Raw genomic sequence first — 26322 nt, forward strand, 5'->3', positions numbered from 1 at the left:
CTCTCGCCACTCGCCCCGCGCCTACCCGCCGATCACTCGGAGGGCGTGGTCTTTTGGATGAGCATGAGGAACTCAGCGTTGGACTGGGTTTCCTTGAGCTTGTCGAGGACCAGCTCGAGGCCCTGCTGCTGGTCGAGGGTACCCAGGACGCGGCGGAGCCTCCACATGATGCGCAGCTCCTCGGGCTTGAAGAGCAGCTCCTCGCGACGGGTACCCGACGCGTTGAGGTCGATCGCGGGGAAGATGCGGCGCTCGGCGAGCTGGCGCGACAGGCGCAGCTCCATGTTGCCGGTGCCCTTGAACTCCTCGAAGATGACCTCGTCCATCTTCGAGCCCGTCTCCACCAGCGCGGAGGCGATGATCGTCAGCGAGCCGCCCTCGGAAATGTTGCGGGCGGCGCCGAAGAACTTCTTGGGCGGGTACAGGGCGGATGCATCGACACCACCGGAGAGGATACGGCCCGAGGCCGGTGCAGCCAGGTTGTAGGCGCGCGACAGACGCGTGAGTGAATCGAGGAGGACGACGACATCCTGGCCCAGCTCGACGAGGCGCTTGGCGCGTTCGATTGCGAGCTCGGCAACCGTCGTGTGATCCGAGGCGGGACGGTCGAAGGTCGAGGCGATGACCTCACCCTTGACGATCGAACGCATGTCGGTGACCTCTTCAGGGCGCTCGTCCACCAGGACGACCATGAGGTGCACCTCGGGGTTATTCAGCTCAATCGCCTTGGCCATCTGCTGGATGACCATGGTCTTGCCTGCCTTGGGCGGGGAGACAATGAGGCCACGCTGACCCTTGCCCACGGGGGCGACCAGGTCGATGACGCGCGGCGTGTAGGCCTTCGGCGAGGTCTCCATGCGCAGCTGCTCCGAGGGGTAGACCGGGGTCAGCTTGCCGAATTCGCGGCGCGCCTGAGCCTGCTCGATCGTCATGCCATTCACGGAGTCAACGCGCACGAGGGCGTTGTACTTCTGGCGCTGGCGCTCGCCCTCGCGGGGCAGGCGAACGGCACCGGCGACCGCGTCACCGGCGCGCAGGCCCCAGCGGCGCACGTTGCCCAGCGTCACGTAGACGTCGTTCGGGCCGGGCAGGTATCCCGAGGTACGCACGAAGGCGTGGTTTTCCTGGATGTCGAGGATGCCGGCGATCGGGGCGAGGTTCTCCTCGCCGCCGCGCTGGTTACGGCCCTCGCGATTCTCGCGGCCCTCGCGGTTCTCACGACCCTCACGATTCTCGCGGTTCTCACGGTTCTCGCGGTCACGTCGGCCCCGGCGGCCACGTTCACGGCGAGGGCGACGAGCCTCGGTGTCATCACCGTCGGGCAGTTCGATGTTGAGGACGGTTTCGACGACGGTCGTATCGGACTCCGGGGCGGCCTCGGCGCGCTCTGCGGCGGGCAGGGGCAGGTCAAGAGTGACATGCGCGGGCTCAACGGCGCCCTGGCTCACCGCGCGACGGCGACGGGAGCGGCGCGGCGCCTCGGCAGGAGCCTCAGAAGCCGACTTCTCAGCCGCAGGAGCCTCCTCTGCCGACTTCTCGGCGGCCGGCTTGTCGGCTTTCTTCTTGGACGAGGCAGGAGCGTCCTCACGGGGAGCGGTTTCCTGCGGGGTCGAGGCGCCGGCGCCGTTGCTCAGCAGCTCGATCAACTGGGGCTTACGAAGCTGGGAAATGCCCTTCAGGCCGCGAAAGGCGGCCAGAGCCTTCAGCTCGGGCAGCTTCATCGCCGACAGCGACGCGGTCGTCTCGGCGGAGGTTTCGTTGCTCACGAAGTGATCCTTACTGGAATGCGCCACAGCGGGCGAGGTGATTACTCAAGCACAACAAAAAGCTTGATCAGGAAGATGCGCGACAGAGGCGCACCGCAACGGTCGGAGTCGAGCAATCGGCTCGGACCTGAAAAAAATATAGCAAGATCGCCAGCCCGCTGTCACTTAGACGGCGAGGCTGGCGGTAGTTGCCAACAAACTCACAGCGAAGCCGAGCGACTAAAACTCAACTTTCGCAAGGCTTCCGCGGGTAATCTGCACGCCCGATGCGGCCACGGCCAGCGGCACGACACGCCAGCCCGCACCAGCTGCGTCGCGGCGAATATCCGCCCCCACCTTCTCCAGAGACAGAACGGTCGGCCCCGCACCGGAGACAACGGCAGCAAAACCGGCACCGCGCAGCCAGTCAACGAGTGCCAGTGAGGGTTCCATCGCGGCCCGGCGCTGTTCCTGATGGAGGCGGTCGCGCGTGGCTTCCATGAGGAGCGCATGCAGGTTCACTCCCCCACTCGCCTGGGCACCACCCGACAGGATGGCGGCCAGCAGGGCACCGCGCGCCACATTGAAGCTCGCATCACCGTGGGGAACGGTTGCAGGCAGGGCGGCTCGCGCGGCGGCGGTGCGCAGCTCGAAGTCGGGGATGAACGCGACGGGGTTGATGCCCTCGGGCGGGGTGAGGCGCACGCTGCCCACTTCGGAGGTCTCCTCGTTCATCCAGGACACGGTCGCGCCGCCAAAAACGGCGGGAGCCACGTTGTCGGGATGCCCCTCCATGTGGGATCCGATCTCGAGGATCTCCTGGCGGCCGAGCACATCGGCGTCACCGATGAGGGCACGTGCCAGCGTCACGCCGGCGACGATCGCACTCGCAGAGGAACCCAGGCCTCGGGAATGAGGGATGCGGTTCGTGCAGTGCATGCGCACGCCCACCTGAGGGGCACCCACGCGGTCGAGCGCAAGGCGCAGGGCACGCACGACGAGGTTGTCCTCGCCCTGCTCGACGTTTCCGGCACCTTCCCCCTCAACGACGACCGAGGTGGGCCCAGTCGTCGCGTGAACCGAGACCTCGTCCCACAGGTCGAGGGCCAGGCCCATGCAGTCGAATCCCGGACCCAGGTTCGCGCTGGTCGCGGGGACCTTCACCGCGACAAAATCATCTCGCAGCCGCACGTCACTCACCCTCAACGCGGATCGTGGAGGTCACCTCACGCACGGCGTCGGACACGGCGAGCGCGCGGGCAACGGCGCGCAGGTCGGCCTCGCGGGCGCGGTGGCTGGTCACGACGATGACGCAGGCGCCGGGAACCTCGTCGTTACGCTGATGGACGGACTGGATCGAGACACCGTGGCGGGCAAAGATGCCGGCAACATCGGACAGGACGCCGAGGCGGTCCTCCACCTGCAGGCGAATCTGGTACCGAGTGTGCGTCGAGCCGGGATCGAGGATCGGCAGGTGCGCGTAGACCGACTCGCGCGGGGCGTGACCACCGAAGGCGCGGTGGTGCGCGGCCGCGACAAGGTCGGACAGAACGGCCGAGGCCGTGGGCGCGCCACCCGCGCCCTGACCGTAGAACATCAGGCGGCCCGCGGCCTCGCCCTCGACAAGAATCGCGTTATAGGCGCCGTCAACGGACGCAAGCGGGTGATCGGCGGGAACCTGCGCCGGATGCACACGCATCGCGACGCCTTCACGCCCATCCTCGCCGATGCGGCGCTCAGCGATAGCGAGGAGCTTGATCGTATGGTTGATGCGCGCTGCCTCCTCCATATCCTCCTTCGTGATGCTCGTGATGCCCTCAACCGCAACATCGTCGATACCGACGCGGGTGTGGAAGGCGAGCGAGGCAAGAATGGAGCACTTGGCGGCCGCGTCGAAGCCCTCGACGTCTGCGGTCGGGTCGGCCTCGGCAAAACCGAGATCCTGCGCCTGCTTGAGCGCCTCCTCGTAGCTCAGGCCCTTCGTGCTCATCGCATCGAGGATGAAGTTGGTCGTGCCATTCACGATGCCCATGACCGTCGTGATGCGGTCGCCGGCGAGGGACTCGCGTAGGCCGTAAACGACAGGAACAGCACCCGCCACAGCGGCCTCGTAGTAAAGGTCAGCGCCATTGGCTGCGGCGGCCTCGTAGAGCTCGGGACCGTGGGCGGCCAGGAGGGCCTTGTTACCCGTGACAACCGAGATGCCCTGGTTGAGCGCACGCAGCACGAGGGTGCGGGCGGGCTCAATGCCGCCGATCAGCTCGACGACGAGGTCCATGTTGTCGATCGCTTCAGCGGGGTCGGTCGTCAGCAGCTCACGATCAATCGGAGCGTCTCGGGGAGCATCCACATTGCGGACGAGGACCTTGCGCACCTCCATCTCCGCGCCCGAGCGAGCCGCGAAATCCTCGCGGCTCGACTGAAGGATACGAATGACCTGGCTACCGACGGTTCCGGCTCCAAGAACGCCAACTCCAAGGACGGGGCGGGGTGCAGACATTAGGATTTTTCTCCTTTGTGGGACGGGCACTGGTACCAGTGTAGGGGGTCAAGCCAGCTCTCTTCTCCTAAGGACCTTGGTCCCACAATTTACCCGCTAGAGACTTTGGCTCCATATCCTGAGACGCAGAACATAGACTGTCGGTTGATATGGGTTGTGGAGACCCCCCAAGCCGTAGGACAATAGGCCTAAGCGTTGGAATCCGACGCACTGTGGAGCTCCGCTCCTAACACACCGTCCCCACAACGGGATACGGACATCCGAGAAGAGGAAGAATGACGACAGCAGACCAGAAGGCCTGGGAAGGTTTCGTAAAGGGTAACTGGTGCGATGAAATCGACGTTCGTGATTTCATCCAGCTGAACTACACCCCGTACGAGGGCGATGCCTCGTTCCTGGCAGGGCCGACCGAGAAGACCCTGCGCGTGTGGAACACTCTCGAAGAGAAGTACCTCTCCGAAGAGCGCAAGGTGCGCATCCTCGACGTTGACACCGACACCCCCGCCGACATCGATGCTTTCAAGCCCGGCTACATCTGCGAGGACGACAACGTGATCGTCGGCCTGCAGACCGATGCCCCCCTGAAGCGCGCGATGATGCCGAACGGCGGCTGGCGCATGGTCGAGACGGCCATCCACGAGGCCGGCAAGGAATACAACCCCGAGGTGAAGAAGATCTTCACCAAGTACCGCAAGACCCACAACGACGCTGTCTTCGATATCTACACGCCGCGCATCCGCGCAGCTCGTTCTTCCCACATCATCACCGGCCTGCCGGACGCCTACGGCCGTGGCCGCATCATCGGCGACTACCGCCGTGTGGCGCTCTACGGCGTTGACCACCTCATCGCCGAGAAGGAAAAGGACAAGGATCGCTACGCCGACCAGCCCTTCTCCGAGCACTGGGCACGCTACCGCGAGGAGCACTCCGAGCAGATCAAGGCCCTCAAGAAGCTGAAGAACCTCGCTGCCTCGTACGGCTACGACATCTCCGGCCCCGCCACCAACGCGCACGAGGCCGTGCAGTGGACCTACTTCGGCTACCTGGCCTCCGTGAAGTCTCAGGACGGCGCCGCCATGTCGATCGGCCGCCTGTCGGGCTTCTTCGACTGCTACTTCGAGCGCGATCTGAAGAACGGCACGCTGGATGAGTCCGGCGCACAGGAGATCATCGACGCCCTCGTCATCAAGCTGCGCATCACCCGCTTCCTGCGCACCATCGCTTACGACCAGATCTTCTCGGGCGACCCCTACTGGGCCACCTGGTCGGACGCCGGCTTCGGCGACGACGGCCGTACGCTGGTCACCAAGACCTCCTTCCGCCTGCTCCAGACGCTGGTGAACCTCGGCCCGGCCCCCGAGCCGAACATCACCATCTTCTGGGACGAGAACCTGCCCCGCGGCTACAAGGAGTTCTGCGCCCGTATCTCGATCGAGACCTCCTCGATCCAGTACGAGTCCGATCCGCAGATCCGCGCCCACTGGGGTGACGACGCCGCCATCGCATGCTGCGTCTCCCCCATGAAGGTCGGCAAGCAGATGCAGTTCTTCGGCGCGCGTGTGAACGCCGCCAAGGCCCTGCTCTACGCCATCAACGGTGGCCGCGACGAGATGAGCGGCAAGCAGGTCATGGAAGGCTACGAGCCCGTCCAGGGTGACGGCCCGCTCGACTTCGATGACGTGTGGAAGCGCTACGAGGAGATGCTGGACTGGGTCGTTGGCACCTACGTCGAGGCCCTCAACATCATCCACTACTGCCACGATCGCTACGCGTACGAGGCCATCGAAATGGCTCTGCACGACGCTGAGATCGTCCGCACCATGGGCTGCGGCATCGCAGGCCTGTCCATCGTTGCCGACTCGCTGGCCGCCATCAAGTACGCGAAGGTTTACCCGATCCGCGACGAGACCGGCCTGGTCGTCGACTACCGAACCGAGGGCGACTTCCCGACCTACGGCAACGACGATGACCGCGCCGACGACATCGCCGCGACCGTCGTCCACACCGTCATGGACAAGATCCGCGCGATCCCCATGTACCGCGACGCGATCCCGACCCAGTCGGTCCTGACGATCACCTCGAACGTCGTCTACGGCAAGGCCACCGGTTCCTTCCCGTCGGGCCACCAGAAGGGCACCCCCTTCGCCCCCGGCGCGAACCCGGAGAACGGCATCGACACGCACGGCATGGTTGCCTCCATGCTGTCGGTCGGCAAGCTGGACTACAACGACGCACTCGACGGCATCTCGCTGACGAACACGATCACCCCGCAGGGCCTGGGCCGCTCCAAGGAAGAGCAGATCCAGAACCTGGTCGGCATCCTCGACGCTGGCTTCGTTCCGGACGATTCCTGCGCCTACGACGGCACCAAGGGCTACTGATCCACCATCGGCGGGGATCGATGCGTCACCCGTATTGATCCCCGCCCACCACACACGTGGGTGTGCCGCACCGCGACCCACCCAATCCGGTACCCCCGGAGTTTCACAAAAGGAGAAATGTTATGGCAACCAAGACCTACGAAGAGCGCCTCGCCGACATGAAGGCCGCCCGCGAAGAGCGCGGCGACAAGGATGGCCTCTACCACGCGAACATCAACGTTCTCGAGGAGTCCACGCTGAAGGACGCCATGGAGCACCCCGAGAAGTACCCGAACCTGACCGTTCGCGTTTCCGGCTACGCCGTCAACTTCGTCAAGCTCACCCGTGAGCAGCAGCTGGACGTTCTGTCCCGCACCTTCCACCACTCGGCCTGATCGCTGATTGGAGTGGGGCGTCGGGCAACGCTCGGCGCCCCACTGCTATGCCTGCGTTCGTCGGCGATCTACGCTGACGATCCCCGGCCTCGTTCCCATCACGGACACCTCCCACTCAACCGCGAAGAAGGAAACATGTCGCAGACCCTCGCTCTCCCCACGTTCCGCGAGCAGGACTTCCAAGCTCCCCAATCACGTACCGTCGGCGCTGGCGTCGAGGGCCTGGAGGAGATCACGGATCTGGAGCGCTCCGAGCGCCTGCGCCGCATGCGTGAGGGCACGCTGGGGTCCATTCACTCCTGGGAGCTCGTCACCGCCGTTGACGGCCCCGGTACGCGCATGACGGTGTTCCTCAACGGCTGCCCGCTGCGTTGCCTGTACTGCCACAACCCCGACACGTTCCTCATGAAGGACGGCGCTCCCGTGTCTGACACGGAGCTCCTCTCCCGCATCGCGCGCTACCGCCGTATTTTCCGCACGACGAAGGGCGGTATCACGCTGTCCGGCGGCGAGGTCCTCATGCAGCCCCAGTTCGCCAAGCGCATCCTGATGGGCGCCAAGGAGATGGGCGTGCACACCTGCATCGATACCTCCGGGTTCCTGGGTGCGAACTGCGATGACGAGATGCTCGACGCGATCGACTTGGTGCTCCTGGACGTCAAGAGCGGCAACGAGGAGACCTACAAGAAGGCAACGGGACGCGCCCTGGCACCCACGATCGAGTTCGGTGATCGCATTGCCGCGCGCGGTGGCGCGACGCGCATCTGGATTCGTTTCGTCCTCGTTCCGGGCCTGACCGATGATCCGGAGAACGTCCGTCAGGTTGGCGAGATCGTCTCGCGTTGGAAGGACGTCATCGATCGTATCGAGGTCCTGCCCTTCCACCAGCTGGGCAAGGACAAGTGGCATTCGCTGGGTCTGGACTACCAGCTGGAGGACACGAAGGCTCCCACGCCCGAGGCCACGGAGGAAGTGCGCAACTACTTCCGGTCGCTGGGCTTCGAGGTCCACTGACGCTCACGTCGCGGCCCCGGGAGGACGTGAGTGAGGCTCACTCCCCCGGGGTCCACGTATATCCGCTGGTCCCCCACCCGCGCTCACGAATGACCTGCTGGGCTTCGTCCGAGTAGGGCTGCGCGAGGCGGTCGACGTAGAGGGTTCCGCGCAGGTGGTCGTATTCGTGCTGGAAGATGCGCGCGAGCCAGCCGCGGGCGGCGACCTCGATGGGCGTGCCCGACACGTCGTATCCGCGTAGGACGGCGCCGAGTGCGCGACGCAGCGGGTAGCCGCACCCAGGCACGGAGAGGCATCCCTCGGACTCGCAGGTGGCATCGGGGTGGGTGGGCAGGATTGCTCCCGCGCCCTCGTCATCCCAGACGAGGTCGAGGGTCGGGTTGACGACGACACCGCTCAGCATGGTGTTGAAGCCGCGTTGGGGTCCCTCGTCGAGCTGGAGGACATCGCGGTAGCGGCTGTCGAACGCGCCGCCCCCGGCGTAGCGCCACACGAAGATTTGCGATCCAACACCGACCTGCGGTGCCGCGAGGCCGACCCCGGGCGCGGCGTGCATCGTCTCGATCATGTCGGCGACAAGGTCGCTCAGCTCGGAGTCGAAGGAGTCGACGGGATCCGCGACCCGATGCAGGACCGGCTCGCCCGTGATGCAGATCGGCAGGATGCTCATGCTTCTTCTCCCGTGTGTCCGTGCGGAATAACACCGACGCCCGCCGCTTCGAGGGCGCGTGGGGTGGTCGGGTCCAGGTATTTGATGACGCGGGCCGGATTGCCGACCGCGATGGAGTTGGCTGGGATCGATCGGGTGACGACGGCGCCCGCGCCGATGATCGAGTTCTCGCCGATGGTCACTCCCGGGCACACGACGACGGAGCCGCCCAGCCACACGTTGTCCTCGAGGGTGATCGGTGCTGCGGACTCCCATTTTGCTCGACGAGGCCCGGGCTCGGTCGGATGGATCGCCGTGTAGAGTGAGCAATTGGGGCCGATGAGGACGTCCTTGCCGATGACGACCTGGGCAACGTCGAGCACTGTCAGGCCGTAGTTGACCCAGGAACCATTCCCAATGGAGATGTTGTACCCGTAGTCAACGCGCAGGGGCGGTCGAATGTCGACATTCTCCCCCACCTCGCCGAGGACCTGGGAGAGCAGGTAGCGGGCGATATCCGGATCGGTGGGATGCGCCTGCTCGTAGAGGGACAGGAGGCGAACCGCGCGCCTCGTGAGTGCCGAGAGCTCATCATCCGCGATGTAATAGTCGCCATCACGCATGCGCTGCACGGGGGTGCGCTCGTCGTCGCAGAATCGGGGATCGTCGAAATTCGTTCCCGGGGAAATGGTCATGCGACCAGGGTAGTCGAGGCCCTCTCGAGGCGGGGGGCGCGGCGCGCGTCGAGGTGGCCGAAGAGGGCGCGCAGCTGGGAAATGTCGGCGGCGGGATCCTCGGGGTGCCACTGCACGCCGAGGACGGGTGCATCGATCGTCTCAATGGCTTCGATGGTGCCGTCCGGGGCATAGGCGCTCACCTGCAGGCCCTCGCCCACGCGTGCCACGCGCTGGTGGTGGGCGGAGGAGATGATCAGCTCAGAGTTGGTGAGGACGGGAGCCAGGGCACGCTCAAGGTTCGTTCCCCCACCGACGCGCACGCTGTGACGGATGAAGCGGTGGTCGGACAGGATCCGGCTGTTCGTGTGCGTGCCGTCAGCGCCCTCGATGTGCTGCTCGAGCGTGCCGCCCAGGGCCGTATTGATGATCTGCATGCCGCGGCAGATCCCCAGGAGCGGCGTGCCCGTGCGCACGGCGTAGTCGACGAGGGCGATCTGTCCGCGATCGGCGCGGTACCAGTGGCGTCCCTCGGCCTGATATCCCTGCGAGGCACCGTACAGGCTGGGGTGGACGTCCTCGCCGCCCATGATGATGATCGCGTCGGCGTGCTGTGCGCGCAGGGCTGCACCCTCGGCGCCGTCTTCCTGCGCGTACTCGCGGATGACGTTCCAGTTCGGCAGCGCGGCCTCAAGGAGACGATCCCACAGGCGCATGCAGATGTTGTTGTATGCCTCGTCCCCCGGGCGTGCCGGCAGGACGTTGGAAATCAACAACGTCGGCTTCGTGTGGTTCGTCATGGTTCCTATCATGGCAGTCTCGTCGGCACGGTGCTCGGCGCGTTCACGGGGTGGCCAATTGTGACAGCGGGCGTCCACTCTCGCAACGGCTTGAGAATAGCGCTCGCCCACGAACGACGAGGCCGGGGCTGGTCCGCGCGCGTGCGCTCCCAGTGCCCCGGCCTCGTTCATCTGTGCTCAGTTTTCAGACACGAAGCGATCCACGCGGGCGAGCAGCTCGGCCTTCTCCTCCTCCGAGATCCACGCGATCTCGATGGAGTTGCGGGCGATGCGCTCCAGGTCGGCGCGGCTGCGGTCGAAGCGCTCGGCGAACGCCAGGTAGTTGTCGCCAATGTAGCCGCCGAAGTAGGCAGGATCGTCGGAGTTGAGGCTGACCTTCACGCCGGCGGCAGTCAGCTCGATGATTTCCTTGCCCTTCATTTCCTCGGTGACGAAGGAATTGGACAGCGGGCACGAGGTCAGGCCGATGCCGTGATCGCGCGCGTAGGCGACCAGCTCGGGGTCTTCGACGATGTTCGTGCCGTGGTCGAGGCGCTCGGCGCCCAGCTCGGTGAGGGCCGCACGGATGTTATCGATCGAGCCGATCTGATCAATGTCGCAGTGCATCGTCACGTGCAGGCCGGCCTCGCGGGCCAGGGCAAAGACGTCGGCGAACTTGGTGGGCGGGTTATCGCGCTCGTCGGAGTCCAGGCCCACGCCGATGAACATGTCCTTGTAGGGCAGCGCTGCCTGCAGCGTCTCGAGGGCAGACTCGGCGCTCATATCGCGCAGGAAGCACAGGATCAGGTCGGCGGACAGGCCCCCCTCGCGCGCCTCGACGACAGCGCGGTAGTAACCGCGGATGACCGTCTCGATCGCAATGCCGCGAGAGGTGTGGGCCTGCGGATCGAAGAAGCACTCGGCACGCACGACACCGTTAGCGCGGGCACGCTCAAAGTAGGCGGCAGCCAGATCGTGGAAATCATCCTCGTCCTGGAGGACGTCCATGGCCGGGTAGTAGACGGCCAGGAAGGACGTGAGGTCATTGAACTGGTAGGTGGCCTGGACCTCCTCGACCGTGCTCTGGCCGATGTCGACGCCGTTCTTGCGAGCGAGTGCCAGCTTGAGATCGGGCTCGAGGGTACCTTCCAGGTGCAGGTGCAGCTCGGCCTTGGGCAGGCCGAACGCAAAGTCGCGGGTCACGTCAGTGCTCATGTGTCCTCCACAGATAACGGGGCGGGTATCGCGGAACAATTGTCCCACTCCACCCGCCCCGCGCTCAGGGAGGCCATATATCGAACGGGGATGATGTTCATGCCCCGTTCAGTGTGTCAGGCTCGACTCAGGCCAACGCACCCATCGGGTCCCATGCAGGCAGGTGCAGCGGTTCCTCAGTGATAGCGGCGCGCAGGTCCTCGGGCAGGTCGTCCACGTGCACGGCCACCTCAAAGACGTTGGCGTCGAACCATGCGGCGTCCATCGTGAAGAAGCCCTTCTCGCCGGGCTCCTCGCCCCAGGAGTTCTCCACGCGGAAGCGGCGAGCGTTGCCGTCCTCGTCGATGTCGACGCCGGTGAAGAGCATCGCGTGGTTCATCGCGGACTCGCCGGTGTTGACGCGCTGCTCCTTCGAGGTGGAGAAGTCCACGCCGAAGAGGTTGTCGTAGTCGTACAGGCCATCAACGAAGAGGCCGGAGGCGCGGTCGGACTGCTGACCACAGTCGGCGCCGAACCACACGGCGCGACCCGAAGCCAGGACGGAAGCCGTGATCTCGCGGATCTGCTCAACCGGGGTATTCACGTAGAGGATCGGGCGGCCGCCGACGACGTTGCCCATGTGATCGACCGTGAGGGTGTGGCCCTTCGGGTGCTCGGCGCGCGGGTCGTCGACAAGGCACACGTACTGCGTGAGGTCCACGTCCACGTAGCGCTGGTAGAACTCGCGTGGGGTGAGGACGCCGTCGCGGTGGAACTCGCCGTTATCGTCACGCCACTCCCACTCGAAGGAGGCCGGGGGCTCGCCCAGGCAGATGACGAGGATGCGCCACACGTCGGCCAGAGCGGCTTCCTTCACCTCGTTGATCTCTTCCTCGGAGGCACCGGCCTCGACGAGGGAGCGCAGCTCGAGGGCAGTGCGACGCAGGACGACCTTCAGGCGGGCGTTCATGGGGGCGGTGTGACTGGAGGACTCGGTCTCGGGCATCGCGACCTTGGGGACGAGGCCGTGCTTGAGATAGAGGGAGACCGCCATGTCCCACTGACCGCCGTCGGAGAGCACGTCGCCGAGCAGGAACTGCAGGAGACGACCGTCAAGCTCTTCGGTCTTCGCGGTGGCGATGATGTCGGTCAGGAAGAAGTTGGCGCGTTCGAACTTGTCCCAGAAGAGCACGTAGTTCTGCGAGAACTCAAAGTCCTTGAGGCCAAGGTGGGTGCGCGTCGTCGAACGCAGCAGGTTGAGGGAGGAGAAGAGCCAGCAGCGGCCGGACTTCTTCTGTGACGTCACCTTCCAGTCGTCCACCTTGTGGGACACGACCGTGGGGGTGGCGACCACCTTGGCGCGGTCGAAGGCGACCGGCTCGACGCCGGCGTGGGCGACAGCGTTGCGTGCGACCGCGCGGGCGGAGTCTGAGGATGCGTGGAGAGAGGCGACAAATTCGTCTGTGATCTCGTGTGCCATAGGACGAGGTGTTCCTTTCAATCGAGAGCCATTCTCTATAAGGATACGCTTCTCGCAGTGATGCAGACGACTCAACTCCGTTTAGAATGAGTGTTATTCGTGTTCAGTGAATGCACAGGAGCATCAATGGTGGATCGGGGCGCTTCGGGGCGCGAGATCGTTTTACAGGCTGGGGAGTACGAGGCACGGATCGTCACCGTCGGCGCAGGTCTGGCGGGCTTGCGCTACCGCGGGCACGAACTCGTCGTCCCCCACGGCGTCGGCGAATGCCCTCCTGGCTATCTCGGCAAGGTCCTCATGCCGTGGCCCAACCGCATCGCGGGCGGCTCGTACTCGTGGGAGGGCGCCACCTACGATCTGCCTGTCGACGAACCCACTTTCGGCACGTCCCTCCACGGTTTCGTGGCCTTCCAGGAGTGGGAGATTGCCGAGGCCAATGCCTCCTCAGTCATCTTGCGCACCCTCATCGCGGCGCGCTACTCCTACCCGTGGACGCTTCTTGCATCCGCGCGCTACAGCCTGGATGCGCAGCGCGGCCTCACCGTCGAGTTGTCCGCGACGAACATCGGCGAGGGCACCGCCCCCTACGGCGTCGGCTTCCACCCCTACCTCGCCGTCGACGACGCACGAGCGGACGAGCTGGAGCTGACCAACCCCGCGTCCATCATCTACGAGGCCAACGCCTCCATGATTCCCGTGGCCGCCCACGACGTGGCATCGTTCGGGTTGGACTTCCGCTCCCCCACCCTTATCGGCGACTCCCGGTTGGACCACGCCTTCGCTGGCCTGCCCGAGGGCACCTGGACCGTGACGCTGCGCGATCCCGCATCGCGCGTGGGCGTGTCCCTGTCGTCGGACGCGCGTTGGCTGCAGGTCTACTCGGCGGACTACATCGGCCGCGTGGGCGTGGCCGTCGAGCCGATGAGCTGCCCGCCCAACGCCTTCAACTCAGGCAGGGACGTGGTTGCGCTGGGCGAAGGCGAGACCCACACGCTGAGCGCGCGGATCTCTGGCTTCCAGAGTTGAACGCTCCTAGTATTTCCCCGCGGCGGCTCGGATCAGCGTCAGGGCGACCGCGCCAGCCGTGGAGGAACGCAGGACGTTATCTCCCAGCCCAATCGTGCGGGCACCGGCTTCCACCAGCTGTGCCGTCTCCTCGGGCCCGATACCGCCCTCAGGGCCCACGATGAGGGCGATGCGCGCAGGCAGAGCCCCGTCCGCACGGGATTGCTGAACCAGGGCGAGAGCGGCCCCGAGCGAATCCGTCGCCTCCTCGTGGCAGACGAAGGCAACCCCGGCCTCGTCCGTCAAGGAGGCGAGCCAGGAGGCCAGCTCACGGCTATCCTTGACCCCCTCGACGACCGGGACGAAGGCGCGGCGGGACTGCTTGGCGGCCGCGCGGGCCACGCCCTCCCACTTCGCGCGCCCCTTCTCGGCTTTCGGCCCCTTCCACTGGACGATCGCGCGCTGCGACGCCCAGGGAATCACACGGTCAATGCCGATCTCGGTGCAGATTTCGACAGCTGCCTCGTCTCGCCCACCCTTGGCGAGCGCCTGAACGAGGATGACCTCGGGACTCGGGGCGTCCTCCTGCGTGATCTCCCGAACGACCAGCGAGAGCGAGGACTTATCGCTCCCGCTGACCTCACACGTCGCACGCAGGCCACGCCCATCAACAACGTCGACCCACTCCCCCGCGCCGATGCGGCGCACAGAAGCAGCGTGACGCCCCTCGGCTCCCCCGAGGCACGCACCGTCCCCCACGGACAGGGACTCCAGGGACGGGGTCAGATCCTCACCGAGGAAAACGGGCAGCGTCACGGCGCATCACCCCATGAAGGTATCGCGAAGCTTGTCAAAGAACGAGGCCTGCTGACGATGCGGCTCCACGCGCACCTCGCCGCGCACCTTCGCCAACTCCTCGAGCAGCTCGCGCGATTTCTCATCGAGCTTCTTGGGGATCTGGACATCGACGTGCACGTGCATTGTGCCTCGGCCCGAGCGCTGCAGGTGGCCCACGCCCAGTCCCTCCAGGACGATGTCGTCGTTGGGCTGGGTACCCGGGTTGATCGTCACGGTCTTCTTGCCGTCGAGGGTCTCCAGCTCGAACTCGGTGCCCAGGGCAGCCGTCGTCATCGGGATCGTGATCCACGTGTGCAGATCGTCCCCGCGACGATCAAAGACCGGGTGCTTCTTCTCGCGGATCAACAGGTAGAGATCACCGTTGGGGCCGCCGCCCTGACCGACCTCGGCCTCGCCGCTCACCCGGATCTGCGTGCCCTCGCTGGCGCCCGCGGGGATGTTGACATTAAGAGTGCGGCGCGTACGCACACGACCCGCGCCCGAACACTCGGCGCAGGGCGTGGCAATCGTGTCGCCGTAGCCCTGACAGGTCGGACACGGGGCCTGCGTCTGCATGCGACCAAAGAGCGAGTTCTGAATCTGCGTGACGAAGCCCGAGCCGTGACAGGTCGTGCACTGCGTGGGCGAGGTGCCCGGCTGACACATCGAGCCGTGGCAGGCCTCGCACAGAACGTAGGTATCGAAAGACACTTCCTTGGCCGCGCCGAAAGCCGCGTCCTCCAGGGTGATGTCAACGACGACCTGGCGATCCTTACCGCGACGCACGCGCGAGGCCGGACCCGACGCCGACGCGCCGAAACCACCACTGAACATGGCCTCGAAAATGTCGGAAAAACCGCCGAAACCCGCACCTGCGCCAGCGCCGCCGCCACGCAGCGCGTCCGGGCCGCCGATGTCGTACATCTGGCGCTTCTCCGGATCCGACAGCGTCTCGTAGGCGACGGACAGCTCCTTAAAGGCTTCCTCCGAGTCGGCGCCCGCATAGTCGGGGTGCAGCTTACGGGCGAGCTTACGGTAGGCCTTCTTAATCTCGTCCTGGCTGGCGTCACGGGCGACGCCGAGGACCTCGTAGTAGTCTCTCACGCTTGCTCTTTCTTCTCGTGGGGTCGTTCGTTCATCGTCATCATGCTCGACGCACGGCCGAGTTAGCTGTTGGTTTCCTGCGCGAGGTAGCGCGACAGGTAGGCGGCCACGGCTCGTACCGAGCTCATGGTGCGCGCATAGTCCATCCTCATGGGGCCGACAATGCCCAGGTGGGCGCAACCACCCTGTTCATCGGCACCCGCCCGGTAGGTTCCGGTGACGACAGCTGCCTCTGCCAGGCCATCGTGGGGGTTTTCCGTACCGATACTCACGTGCACGTCATCACCCGGGTCGGCCTCGGCGAAGAGCCGCATGAGGACGACCTGCTCTTCGAGGGCGTCCAAGACCGGCGCGATGTCGTGGAAGTCGAGCGCCCCCCTCGCCAGGTTCGCGGCGCCCGCGACGACGATCTTCGACTCGCTCTGCCCGGTGAGGACGTCGGTGAGGGCGGCGCCGATCGCGGCGACAGTCCCGACGAGGTCGGGGCGGGCAGAGGCGGTCGCCGCATCGACACATGCCTGTACGGTCGCCGACGTGGCGCCGTCGCAGTGACGTCGCAGGTGCTCACGGACCTCGTGCAACTGGCCATCGTCAAGGGGCGCGTGCAGGCTCAACGTGCGCTCCCCAACCTCGCCGTCGGCGGTAATGACGACAACGAGGACGCGGCCCGGCGTCAGATCAATGGCCTCAAAGTGCTTGAGGAGACGCACGCGCGCGCCCGGGTACTGGACGAGGGCCACCTGATGCGTGACCTGTGCGAGGAGTCGAACCGAGCGCTCGACGACATCATCAATGTCGACGGACTCGGACAGGAACGTCTCGAGGGCCTGGCGCTCGGGACCGCTCATGGGCTTGAGTTCGGCGAGCCGGTCGACGAACACGCGGTAGCCGCGGTCGGTCGGCACACGCCCGGCAGACGTGTGAGGCTGATAGATGAGCCCAGCTTCCTCAAGCACCGCCATGTCGTTGCGGATCGTCGCCGAGGAGACACCGAGCCCCCCGGCGGCAATCGCCTTGGACCCGACGGGCTCGCGGGTGGCCACGTACTGGGTGACGATGGCGCGCAGGACGTCAAGGCGGCGGTCCTGTGCACTCGTGCGTGTCATGCCGTCTCCCTCCCTGCTTGGCACTCATGCTTCCTGAGTGCCAATGCTACCCCCGGTCCTTCGCGAGAGGCGAGCGTAGTGCGCAACGACTCGTGCGCCCTGCGCGAACCGTCACACGGGGCGGTCACCATCACATCGCAGGGTGACCCTTACTGCGCCCAGGGCACCGTCACGAAGTCGATGAGTTCCTCCACTCTGCCCAGCAACGCCGGTTCGAGGTCGCGATAGGTGCGCACGGTCGACAGGATCCGCTTCCACCCCATCGCAATGTCACGCTGGTCGGCATGCGGCCAGCCGAGGGCATCAAGCGTCCCGTGCTTGATATCAATACCGCGGGGAATATCCGGCCACCGCTCAAGCCCAACACGGGCCGGCTTGACGGCCTGCCAAATGTCAACGAAAGGGTGACCCAGGACGAGAACCGCACCCGGCCAGCGAGCTGACACGGCCTCGGCGATGCGAGACTCCTTCGACCCCGGGACCATATGGTCGACGAGAACACCCGCACGCGCCGTATCCGTCGGCCCGAAGACCTCCAAGACCGCTTCGAGGTTGTCAACGCCTTCGAGCAGCTGAACGGCAATCCCGGCCTCTGCCAGATCCTCGCCCCACACGTGCTGCACGAGTTCGGCGTCATGACGACCTTCCACCCAGATGCGCGAGCGCTTGGCAACCTTGGGGCCACTTGACGCGGGGGCGAACGATCCAGAGTTCGTGATGCGGCGTCCCGACGCACTGACCTGCGTGCCGGACGAGGCCCGGGCAGGGGCCGGGCGCGGCGGCAGCGCCTCGATGGGACGACCCTCCAGCCAAAAACCGGGGCCGAGAGGGAAGGAACGACGCACTCCTCGCCGATCCTCCAGCTCCACCAGGTGAACACCGCCAGACTTTTCCACACGCGTCACGGCACCGACCCAACCGGAGGCAACATCCTCCAGCACCATGCCGATCTCGACATGGACTGCCTGAGAGCGCGGACGCCTCGCCCCCGGCCCATCGCGGTGCGGGTCATGGGCGAAAATATTGCGACCGTAGGGATCTGAGCTATTCACCCGGCTTACTCTAGCGGCCAAACCGCTCAGTGCAGGCTCACGGCGTGAATGAGCATCGACACGAGGGCAGCCAGAATCCACGAGGACACTGAGCCAATGAGGAATTCCTCAGCCTTCTCCCCCGTCGAATCCTGCGAGATTTCGGGGAAACGGATGACGCCCTTGGCGGCAACGACTGCCGCAATCGCGACCTCCGCGCCCGCACCGGCGAGAACGATAATGAGGAGACGTTCAAGCGGCCCAATCCAGCGGCCACCGCGCAATGCCGTCACTTCATCCTGTTCATCGCTACGACCGGCGACGATAGGCAACGCACCAGAGATGAGGGGAGGCTCAACGACGTCCGATCCCTCGCGGGCTTCGTCGCCGTCCTCCGACACCGACGCGGGCATCGCGGGCAGGACGGGTGCATTAATCCACCCGGGGACAGGCTCAGAAGCACGACCGCGCGCACACTGCAGGATCGCCGTAATCAGGTGATTGGCCGGACCCGTGACGAGGAAGAGAACGGCAATAATGAGGTCAATCGAACGTCCCGAGCGCAGCGACAGCATCGGAAATTCCGTTGGCTCCGCACTCAGGAGCGCGACAAAGCCGATGGATGCCAACGCCCAACGACCAAGCACCCCGCGCGCAGATGGATCGACGAGATCCCATGCGAACCACACGATCGCGAGCGTCGCGCCGAGCGCATTCGCCAGCGCGCTGACGCCAAGGACGAACCACGCGTAGCAGATCACGGCGAGGAGGAGCGTCAGAAAGAGAGACAGGCGCCGCGACCAGCGTCGTGGGTCGGATGTCAGAAGGACGGTCAGCTCCGAGGCGGCAATGCCTAGGAGAAGCACTTCATGCACGTGCGGCCTCCGCAATGATGAGTGACGACTGGATCAACCCCACCCCCGTGCCCCGGGCGAAGTCAGAAATGGCCTGCTGCGAGAGCTTCTCTGCCCGAGCGATCTCCACCTGGGTCTTACCGAGAAGCAGCGCAGCTGTGATGCGGCGATGACGCGCAGAGAGCTTGAGGATCGCATGATCACGCAGGCTCAGCAACGCGTTGATGCAGGTCTGGCAATGGCTCGGGAAGGACGACTCAACGGAGGCATGCGCCATGAACCAGGTGCGAATGAACGGATTCGATGAGTCCTGCACATCATGCGCCCGGTTAATCGCAGCGCGGGCCGCCCACCAAGCGGAGCCATCCTGAAGCTGCGCCGAGTCCGCACCATGCGAACGCGCCGGAGCCTGACGATGAACGCCCGAGGAGAACTCTTCAATTCGCCCCGCACCAATTCCGAAGCGAAGCTGAAGCTGTGAGGGAAGCAGAAGCTGCGCACGCAGCGTCAGAAGAAGCGCATCCTCCAGCGTGTAGGCCACAGCCTGAAATTCGTCACCGACCGTCGGGTAAGGCGCCTGCAAGAGCGCAAGCCCCTCACTCGCGTCCGCAAGAGCAGCCTCATAAATTCTCTGAGCCTCTGCACGATTGGTCAGCGTACGAGAGCCAACGATGTCAGCAATGACAGCGTAACGAAGAGTCACAGTACCACACTTTTCCTTGTATACGGCTCTTCACAAGCCCCCTCATGGAGGAACCCTGCAAATTACTCGGCTTCACATGACACATCTAGGCAAACATATTTCAACCATGATGTCAACAGTATTGCGACGTAATGCTAGCTTGTCACATTGCGCATGCGAACCGAGTGTCAAACAGTAAATAACCATCTCCACATTCACACTTGTACTGTATGAAATACAAGCTCTATCGTGGCATGTGGGGTTGCACAATAATGTTTACCACCAGATGCATATTCCGCCACACGGGCAGTCAATGACCGTTAATAGCCCATGATTTCACGGGTCACGTAGTCCGCGAGGAGACGGCCACGCAGCGTGAGGACAACGCGCCCGGACAGGGCGCAAGCCCCATCAATGAGTCCATCCGCAATGAGCGTGGCGATACGCCCACCGGAGGAGCCACGTGTTCCTTCAGGCAGTGACAGACCCGGCAGCCCCTCAATCTCAACACCCTCGGATGTACGCACGCCCAGCATGACACGCTCCAGCTCGCGCGCATCCGCGTCGAGAACCTCGCCAGCGTAAGCGGGAGACTGTCCAGCATTCAGACGCCCCGCATAGGCTCCCGGGTTCTTCACGTTCCACCAGCGCATACGCCCCACGTGCGAATGCGCTCCCGGCCCGAAGCCCCACCAATCCCAGTCCCGCCAGTAAGCCAAGTTATGGGAAGAGGCGTGCCCATAGAGGGTCGATGGACCTCCCGAGGCGCGGTCCGCCTCGGTGACGTGCGCGAAGTTCGAAATCTCGTACCATGCGTATCCCGCCTCACCCAGGAGGGCATCGGCGAGCTCATACTTGGCAGCCTCATCGTCCGGATCGGGGGTCGGCAGCTCTCCCCGGGCCACCTGCGCCCCCATCTTCGTCCCCTCCTCGACAACAAGCGCGTAGGCGCTGATATGGTCGGGCTCGTACGACAGGGCAGCACGCAGGGATGTTTCCCAGTCCGCCAGGCTCTCCCCGGGGGTTCCGTAGATAAGATCCACCGAGGTCGACAGGCCCGCTTCCTTCGCCCACTCCACGACGAGGGGAACCCGCTCGGGCGTATGCGTGCGATCCAGGGTCGCGAGGATCTCAGGAACGGCCGACTGCATGCCGAACGACACTCGAGTAAACCCAGCGTCAGCCAGTTGCGCCAGTCCATCACGCGTCACCGTGTCGGGGTTAGCCTCGAGGGTCACCTCCGCGCCCGGCGCAATACCGATGCGTTCACGCAGGCCCACGAGGATCTCGGTCAACTCATCGACATCCAGCATCGTCGGAGTACCGCCACCGAAAAACACCGTCCGCGCCTGGCGCGTGGGGAGTCCAGCCTCGGACATGACCCGAGACGCCAGAGCAGCCTCGGCAAGAACGGAGGGCGCGTAGTCCCCCACCTGCGCGCCCGGACCGAAACCGACCGTGTATGTGTTGAAGTCGCAATACCCACAGCGCACGCGACAAAAAGGGACGTGCACATACAGGGAGAGGGGACGACCGCGATCTGCCTCAACGAGGCCGGGGTCGAGTGATCCGTCGGTCGGCCAGCGCTCCCCCTCAGGCTGGGCGGGGCTCACCGGCACACTCCGCGTCTCACGACGTCAGCCACGGGGACGACGAATGCCGACGATGTCATGGGCATGGCGCCCGGCATCGATACCGCGCGTCTCAAAGTGTGTGACGACGCGTCCCTCGAAACGCGGGGCGAATCCCCCACGCTCAGGCTCAGGATCACCCGGATCCGGTCGCTCCCCGGCGTGCGGGTTGTCAAAAAGCTCGCAGGCCTCGATCACGTCCCGCATCTGCCACGCATAGTCGTCCCAGTCGGTGGCCAGGCGCCACGCTCCCCCGTCGCGCAACAGGCGTGCCACCTCGATGGCAAACGAATCGGACACGAGGCGACGCTTACGATGCCTGGCCTTGCGCCACGGATCGGGGAAGAACGTCCAGACCTCGTCCAAGCACGCGTCCTCCAGCATGATGGGAAGGGCCTGAGCGGCATCGGCTTCAATCACGCGGATGTTATCCACACCCGCGTCGACCGCCTTGGACACGAGCTTGGCGATGCCCGGAACCCACACCTCAAGGGCGAGGAAGTCACGCTCGGGATGGGCAGCCGCAGCAGCGACGATCTGCTCGCCCGTGCCCGAGCCAATCTCGAGCGTGACGGGAGCGCTGCGTCCAAACAACTCAGCCAGATCAACCGTGAAATCCTGCGCGACCGTCGTGTAGCCAACGCCGCGACGCGGCTCGACCACATAGCGGTGCGCATGGGCCTCCCACGTGCGCGCGAGGTTCGCGGGCAGTTCGCGAGTGCGTCGCGTGAAAGACTTCGTGCGGCTCATGAAGACCGTGCCCTCGGGGGCCTCACCCGGACGACGATCCACGGCCTCGTTCATCTGATCCCCGCTCACTTCTTGCCCGTCGGGACGTCGGAGGTCAGCGCAGCGATGAAGGCTTCCTGTGGCACGTCCACACGGCCGATGGACTTCATGCGCTTCTTGCCTTCCTTCTGCTTCTCGAGCAGCTTGCGCTTACGGCTGATGTCGCCGCCGTAGCACTTGGCGAGCATGTCCTTGCGCAGGGCCTTGATGGTCTCACGGGCGATGACGCGCGCGCCGACAGCCGCCTGGACCGGGATCTCGAACTGCTGACGAGGAATCAGTTCCTTGAGGCGCTTCGTCATGCGCTGGCCGTAGTTGTAGGCGCCGTCGCGGTGCACGATCGCACTGAACGCGTCCACGCGGTCGCCATTGAGCAGGATATCGACCTTGACGAGGTCGGCACTCTGCTCGCCGCTCTCCTGGTAATCCAGGGAAGCGTAGCCGCGCGTGCGGGACTTGAGCTGATCGAAAAAGTCGAAGACGATTTCGGCCAGGGGAAGCTGGTAGTGCAGCTCCACGCGGTCCTCGCTCAGGTAGTCCATGCCCTGCATCGAGCCGCGACGCTCCTGGCACAGCTCCATGATGGTGCCCGTGAACTCGGTGGGTGTCAGGATCGTTGCGTTCACGACAGGCTCGCGCACCTCGGAGATCTTGCCTTCGGGGAACTCGCTCGGATTGTCGACGCGCACCTCGGTGCCGTCCTCGGTGACGACGCGGTAGACGACGTTCGGGGCTGTCGCGATGAGATCGAGGTTGAACTCTCGCTCCAGGCGCTCGCGAATAATCTCCAGGTGCAGCAGGCCGAGGAAGCCGCAGCGGAAGCCGAAGCCGAGAGCCGCGGAAGACTCCGGCTCGAAGGTCAGCGCCGCGTCGTTGAGCTGGAGACGCTCAAGGGCGTCACGCAGGTCCGGGAAATCAGAGCCATCGACCGGGTAGATGCCGGAGAACACCATCGGGTTAGGGTCGCGATAGCCCTCAAGCGCCTCGGTCGCGCCTCGCACCTGGCTCGTCACCGTGTCGCCGACGCGGGACTGGCGCACATCCTTCACGCCCGTGATCAGGTAGCCCACCTCGCCAGCGCCGATGCCCTCTTCGGGCTTCGGCTCCGGCGAAATCACTCCCAACTCGAGGAGCTCGTGGGTGGCGCCCGTGGACATCATGCGCACGCGCTGGCGGGTGGAGAGCACGCCGTCAACGACACGCACGTAGGTGACGACGCCGCGGTACGTGTCGTACACGGAATCAAAAATCATCGCGCGCGTGGGCGCCTCGGGGTCACCCTCGGGGGCGGGGACGGCCTCGACGATGCGGTCGAGCAGCTCCTCGACACCCTCACCGGTCTTGCCGGAGACCTTGAGCACCTCGTCCTCGTCGCAGCCGATCAGCTGGGCAACCTCATGGGCGTACTTTTCGGGCTGAGCACCCGGCAGGTCGATCTTGTTCAGGACCGGGATGATCGCGAGGTCATTCTCGAGGGCCAGGTACAGGTTCGCGAGCGTCTGTGCCTCGATGCCCTGCGCGGCATCGATGAGGAGGACCGCACCCTCACATGCCGCGAGAGAACGAGAAACCTCGTAGGTGAAGTCCACGTGCCCAGGCGTATCGATCATGTTGAGCGCGTAGGGGGTTCCCTCATACGCCCACGGCATGCGCACGGCCTGGCTCTTGATCGTAATGCCACGCTCACGCTCAATGTCCATGCGATCGAGGTACTGGTCGCGCATCTCGCGGGCCTCGACGACACCGGTCAGCTGGAGCATACGGTCCGCGAGCGTCGACTTCCCATGATCAATGTGGGCGATGATGCAGAAGTTACGGATCTGCCCCTGCGGGGTGTGAGCCGGGCGAATCTGCGCCTGCTGCGCGGGCGTGGGGATGGGCACGTGAACCTCCGTGAAGTCGTTAACCTCCTTATCGTCCCATTGTCGTAGGCGTTTGTGCCAGTTCAGGCGCGGGAAGTCGCGCACAGTGGCCTCGGCTCACACCCCTTGCGAGCCTCCCATCTCCCCCTGAGCAACGATGGAAATCGCCTCCGTGAAGTCGCAGTCTTCCCAGTCATCGGGATGATCATCGCGAAGTTTGCGCGCTATGGCCTCGGCACGTTGGTCATCACCGCGCATCGTGGCCAGGGTCAGCAAAATGGTGCGAATGCGTGCCGTGAGGGGATCGCGATCCCCCAGGTATCGTCGGCAGTCCTCTGCCAACACCGTCCACAGGTCCTCGCCAGCATCCCGATCACCTCCCATCCAGGTATTGCGCGCGATCTCGTTACGCAAGCGCAACACCCGCCAATCACCATGCTCAGCGACCGTCAGAAGCACGTCCATGTTGTGCTCGTAGAGCGCGATCGCCTCGTCGTAGTGGCGATCAGCAGAAAGAACCTCAGCGAGGTTGTCGCGTACGGTCAGCAGCGTCATGTCGGCTTCATCGCGCGTCCCTTCCATGTCCGCGAGGAGCTCACGGTAGACGCGGGCTGCCCTGGACCACTTCCCAGTGTTCTTCCACGGCATCGCCGAATTATTGCGAATCGCGACAGCAATCTGAGGGTCGAGGCCGCGGCAGGACTTCACGTCAGCGACGAGCGCACCAAAGCGGCGGGACGCCATGTCGTTGAAACCCAGAACCGACAGCCAGTAGGCCTCGGAGTTCCTCAGCATCAGGACAAGGGGATGGTCACGCTCCAAAACCCTGGCCCCGAGCCGCGCGGCATCGCCCGCCACGCGCCGACACCGATCATAGGATCCCAGCGCACAATGCCAGTCAACACACAGTTTGGCCGCTTCGAGACGCAGCTCAATCGACACCTCCTCGTCCTCGTACACCCCAGTCGCATGTTCCAGGGCTCGCTCCATCGAGCCGCCAGCGGCGCTACTCAATGCATCAGCCAGGCAAGCACGAGCTCGGGCGTCGGGTGAGCCAGGGGTGGATGAGGCCAGGCCAAAGGCGTCGAGGGATACGATCGGACCATGAATCGTTGCAGTGGACATCGTCGTCACCTTTCATCGTTGAGAGTTCATCTGCGAACACATCCAGAATGAAACAGACAACCATGCACTGTCACGCAGAGAGATAACCCCTGTGGATAACCTGGCCGCTTGCAGAACCCCTGTGGATAAAAACGGATGGTTCCTCCCCTGCCGTATGCTGGTGCCATGAATTCATTCGTCAGGGGCCTGTTCAACTTCCTCATCAGCGTCATCTCCGGCGCCGCCGAGGAGTCGCAGTCGAACACCACCAAGCCGTCGCAGCACCAGTCGAACACCACAACGACACGCAAGCCGCGCTCGTCCTCATCGTCCAACGCGCGCTCCGGCTCGGCCCACCGCTACGAGGACCCGGCGACCTCGAATCGTCCCCAGACGTCCATCCGCGAGGCGAGCATCGCCGACGCGCTCGCCAATGCCTCGTACACGCCCGTCATGGATGGGGACGCCGACCCCGGTGAAGTCGTATGGACCTGGGTCCCCTATCAGGAGGACGCCTCCGTCGGTAAGGACCGCCCAGCCGTCGTCATCGGCGCGCAGGGCGACGGCGTGTATATCCTGCAGCTGACCAGCAAGGATCACACGCGCGACGCCGCCCAGGAGGCAGCCGCCGGACGCTACTGGTTCGACATCGGCTCAGGCGACTGGGATTCTAAGGGCCGCCCCTCCGAGGTGCGTCTCGACCGCGCCCTGTGGGTCAAGGCCACCGATGTGCGGCGCGAGGGCTCGATCCTGCCCAAGGCAACCTGGCAGCTCATCGTCGACGCACTCGAGGAGCACTACCGCACGCACGGAGAATAACTCCGCGACACGTGACCGACCTTACGAAGCCGGACAAGCGCCAGGAATATGACGAGAAGGCCCCTCCCTGGTATGATCGGTCGTTGGACTCCCGGCCTGGTCGGGCAGGGGGTCTGGTTAGGACCGTTTGCGGGTGTCCCCACGCCTAAGTCCCGGTCTTGACACAGCCCTCACCGACCCTGTCAGACATACATCAAGGAGAAATCCGACTGTGGCAAACATTAAGTCCCAGAAGAAGCGCATCCTCACCAACGAGAAGCGCCGCGTTCGTAACCAGTCCGTGAAGTCCGAGCTGAAGACCCTGGTCCGCCACACGCGCGAGGCCGTTGAGGCCGGCGACAAGGACAAGGCTCTCGCCGCTCTGCGCATCGCTTCGCGCAAGCTGGACGTCGCCGTCTCGAAGGGCGTCATCCACAAGAACCAGGCCGCGAACCGCAAGTCCAAGCTTGCTCGTCGCGTCGCCTCGATCGCTGACTGATCAAACGCACGTTTGACATGAAGCGGGTCGCCCAATGGGCGGCCCGCTTTCGTATACCCACTCCCCCGTGCTTGTGCGTGGTCGAGGCATGCCCCCGATCGTGTCCGCACTCCGGCACATCACGCACATAGCTGAGCCCCGACCTCGTCGAAATGAACTGCCTCCCGTTTCTTGGACATCGAAATTGAAGTCCAGGGAATGGGAGGCTTTTCGTGTCTGTGAATCTGGGG

24 protein-coding genes are annotated in these 26322 nt (G+C 64.8%); 6 read left to right on the top strand and 18 right to left on the bottom strand.

All coding sequences use genetic code 11. The annotated features are described in order from the left end of the window. Positions 1 to 32: 32 nt before the first annotated feature. From rho to QP415_RS07140, 3 genes are all read right to left on the bottom strand, one after another. Positions 33 to 1766: a transcription termination factor Rho gene (gene rho, locus QP415_RS07130; protein WP_285099551.1), complete on the bottom strand. Its 1734-nt coding sequence runs from the start codon at positions 1764 to 1766 to the stop codon at positions 33 to 35. Between the two features lie 219 nt (positions 1767 to 1985). Further along, complete coding sequence (thrB, locus tag QP415_RS07135; RefSeq protein ID WP_016461176.1) at positions 1986 to 2936, bottom strand: homoserine kinase; 951 nt, start codon at positions 2934 to 2936, stop codon at positions 1986 to 1988. A gap of 1 nt (position 2937) precedes the next feature. After that, positions 2938 to 4245 carry a homoserine dehydrogenase gene (locus QP415_RS07140; RefSeq protein ID WP_048674746.1) on the bottom strand — a complete coding sequence of 436 codons (1308 nt, stop codon included), beginning with the start codon at positions 4243 to 4245 and terminating at the stop codon, positions 2938 to 2940. Between the two features lie 275 nt (positions 4246 to 4520). On the opposite strand from QP415_RS07140, the gene pflB reads away from it, so the two are divergent. From pflB to pflA, 3 genes are all read left to right on the top strand, one after another. Further along, positions 4521 to 6626, top strand: coding sequence for a formate C-acetyltransferase (gene pflB / locus QP415_RS07145; RefSeq protein ID WP_016461178.1), 2106 nt, complete (start codon positions 4521 to 4523; stop codon positions 6624 to 6626). Positions 6627 to 6748: 122 nt separating this feature from the next. Further along, positions 6749 to 7000: an autonomous glycyl radical cofactor GrcA2 gene (gene grcA2, locus QP415_RS07150; RefSeq protein WP_009056454.1), complete on the top strand. Its 252-nt coding sequence runs from the start codon at positions 6749 to 6751 to the stop codon at positions 6998 to 7000. 135 nt (positions 7001 to 7135) lie between these two features. Beyond that, on the top strand, positions 7136 to 8014 hold the full coding sequence (pflA, locus tag QP415_RS07155; protein WP_016461179.1) for a pyruvate formate-lyase-activating protein: 879 nt from the start codon (positions 7136 to 7138) through the stop codon (positions 8012 to 8014). A gap of 37 nt (positions 8015 to 8051) precedes the next feature. On the opposite strand, the gene QP415_RS07160 is transcribed toward pflA, so the two are convergent. From QP415_RS07160 to QP415_RS07180, 5 genes are all read right to left on the bottom strand, one after another. Beyond that, a complete protein-coding gene (locus tag QP415_RS07160) occupies positions 8052 to 8684 on the bottom strand; it encodes a peptide deformylase (RefSeq protein ID WP_285099552.1) in 633 nt (210 codons plus the stop codon). Beyond that, positions 8681 to 9358, bottom strand: a complete 678-nt coding sequence (locus QP415_RS07165) for a sugar O-acetyltransferase (protein ID WP_285099553.1) — start codon at positions 9356 to 9358, stop codon at positions 8681 to 8683. Before QP415_RS07165 ends, QP415_RS07160 begins: the two co-directional genes overlap by 4 nt. Further along, positions 9355 to 10137, bottom strand: coding sequence for a gamma-glutamyl-gamma-aminobutyrate hydrolase family protein (locus QP415_RS07170; protein WP_285099554.1), 783 nt, complete (start codon positions 10135 to 10137; stop codon positions 9355 to 9357). Before QP415_RS07170 ends, QP415_RS07165 begins: the two co-directional genes overlap by 4 nt. Before the next feature lie 177 nt (positions 10138 to 10314). Beyond that, entirely contained in the window at positions 10315 to 11331 is a 1017-nt protein-coding gene (gene add / locus QP415_RS07175; RefSeq protein WP_285099555.1) for an adenosine deaminase, read from the bottom strand. A gap of 127 nt (positions 11332 to 11458) precedes the next feature. Further along, positions 11459 to 12790 (bottom strand): aminopeptidase C, encoded by a 1332-nt coding sequence (locus tag QP415_RS07180; RefSeq protein WP_285099556.1) that lies wholly within the window; start codon positions 12788 to 12790, stop codon positions 11459 to 11461. A gap of 126 nt (positions 12791 to 12916) precedes the next feature. Between QP415_RS07180 and QP415_RS07185 the strand changes: the two genes are divergently transcribed. Further along, a complete protein-coding gene (locus tag QP415_RS07185) occupies positions 12917 to 13816 on the top strand; it encodes an aldose-1-epimerase (protein ID WP_285099557.1) in 900 nt (299 codons plus the stop codon). A 6-nt stretch (positions 13817 to 13822) separates the two neighbouring features. On the opposite strand, the gene QP415_RS07190 is transcribed toward QP415_RS07185, so the two are convergent. The 10 genes from QP415_RS07190 to QP415_RS07235 form a co-directional block, all read right to left on the bottom strand. Beyond that, positions 13823 to 14611 (bottom strand): 16S rRNA (uracil(1498)-N(3))-methyltransferase, encoded by a 789-nt coding sequence (locus tag QP415_RS07190; protein ID WP_285099558.1) that lies wholly within the window; start codon positions 14609 to 14611, stop codon positions 13823 to 13825. Between the two features lie 6 nt (positions 14612 to 14617). After that, the gene (dnaJ, locus tag QP415_RS07195; protein ID WP_285099559.1) at positions 14618 to 15736 is read right to left on the bottom strand and encodes a molecular chaperone DnaJ; all 1119 of its coding nucleotides are present in this window, start codon (positions 15734 to 15736) and stop codon (positions 14618 to 14620) included. A 62-nt stretch (positions 15737 to 15798) separates the two neighbouring features. After that, the gene (gene hrcA, locus QP415_RS07200; RefSeq protein ID WP_285099560.1) at positions 15799 to 16842 is read right to left on the bottom strand and encodes a heat-inducible transcriptional repressor HrcA; all 1044 of its coding nucleotides are present in this window, start codon (positions 16840 to 16842) and stop codon (positions 15799 to 15801) included. Between the two features lie 149 nt (positions 16843 to 16991). After that, the gene (locus tag QP415_RS07205; RefSeq protein WP_285099561.1) at positions 16992 to 17894 is read right to left on the bottom strand and encodes a DUF3097 family protein; all 903 of its coding nucleotides are present in this window, start codon (positions 17892 to 17894) and stop codon (positions 16992 to 16994) included. Between the two features lie 26 nt (positions 17895 to 17920). After that, positions 17921 to 18748 carry a hypothetical protein gene (locus QP415_RS07210; protein WP_016461190.1) on the bottom strand — a complete coding sequence of 276 codons (828 nt, stop codon included), beginning with the start codon at positions 18746 to 18748 and terminating at the stop codon, positions 17921 to 17923. Continuing rightward, positions 18741 to 19430, bottom strand: coding sequence for a SatD family protein (locus tag QP415_RS07215; RefSeq protein ID WP_016461191.1), 690 nt, complete (start codon positions 19428 to 19430; stop codon positions 18741 to 18743). The genes QP415_RS07210 and QP415_RS07215 overlap by 8 nt, the downstream gene beginning before the upstream one ends. Positions 19431 to 19729: 299 nt before the next feature. Then, positions 19730 to 21022 carry a radical SAM family heme chaperone HemW gene (gene hemW, locus QP415_RS07220; RefSeq protein ID WP_285099562.1) on the bottom strand — a complete coding sequence of 431 codons (1293 nt, stop codon included), beginning with the start codon at positions 21020 to 21022 and terminating at the stop codon, positions 19730 to 19732. Positions 21023 to 21046: 24 nt separating this feature from the next. Beyond that, positions 21047 to 21844, bottom strand: coding sequence for a tRNA (guanosine(46)-N7)-methyltransferase TrmB (gene trmB / locus QP415_RS07225; protein WP_285099566.1), 798 nt, complete (start codon positions 21842 to 21844; stop codon positions 21047 to 21049). 11 nt (positions 21845 to 21855) lie between these two features. Next, complete coding sequence (gene lepA, locus QP415_RS07230) at positions 21856 to 23712, bottom strand: translation elongation factor 4 (protein ID WP_034475436.1); 1857 nt, start codon at positions 23710 to 23712, stop codon at positions 21856 to 21858. 96 nt (positions 23713 to 23808) lie between these two features. After that, positions 23809 to 24825: a tetratricopeptide repeat protein gene (locus tag QP415_RS07235; protein WP_193393930.1), complete on the bottom strand. Its 1017-nt coding sequence runs from the start codon at positions 24823 to 24825 to the stop codon at positions 23809 to 23811. 156 nt (positions 24826 to 24981) lie between these two features. On the opposite strand from QP415_RS07235, the gene QP415_RS07240 reads away from it, so the two are divergent. Together QP415_RS07240 and rpsT are read left to right on the top strand one after the other, a co-directional pair. Beyond that, on the top strand, positions 24982 to 25614 hold the full coding sequence (locus QP415_RS07240; RefSeq protein WP_034475443.1) for a type II toxin-antitoxin system PemK/MazF family toxin: 633 nt from the start codon (positions 24982 to 24984) through the stop codon (positions 25612 to 25614). 211 nt (positions 25615 to 25825) lie between these two features. Then, complete coding sequence (rpsT, locus tag QP415_RS07245) at positions 25826 to 26092, top strand: 30S ribosomal protein S20 (protein ID WP_016461197.1); 267 nt, start codon at positions 25826 to 25828, stop codon at positions 26090 to 26092. Positions 26093 to 26322 lie beyond the last annotated feature (230 nt).

Origin of the sequence: Pauljensenia sp. UMB3104, assembly GCF_030217285.1 — a bacterium.
Lineage (GTDB): Bacteria > Actinomycetota > Actinomycetes > Actinomycetales > Actinomycetaceae > Pauljensenia.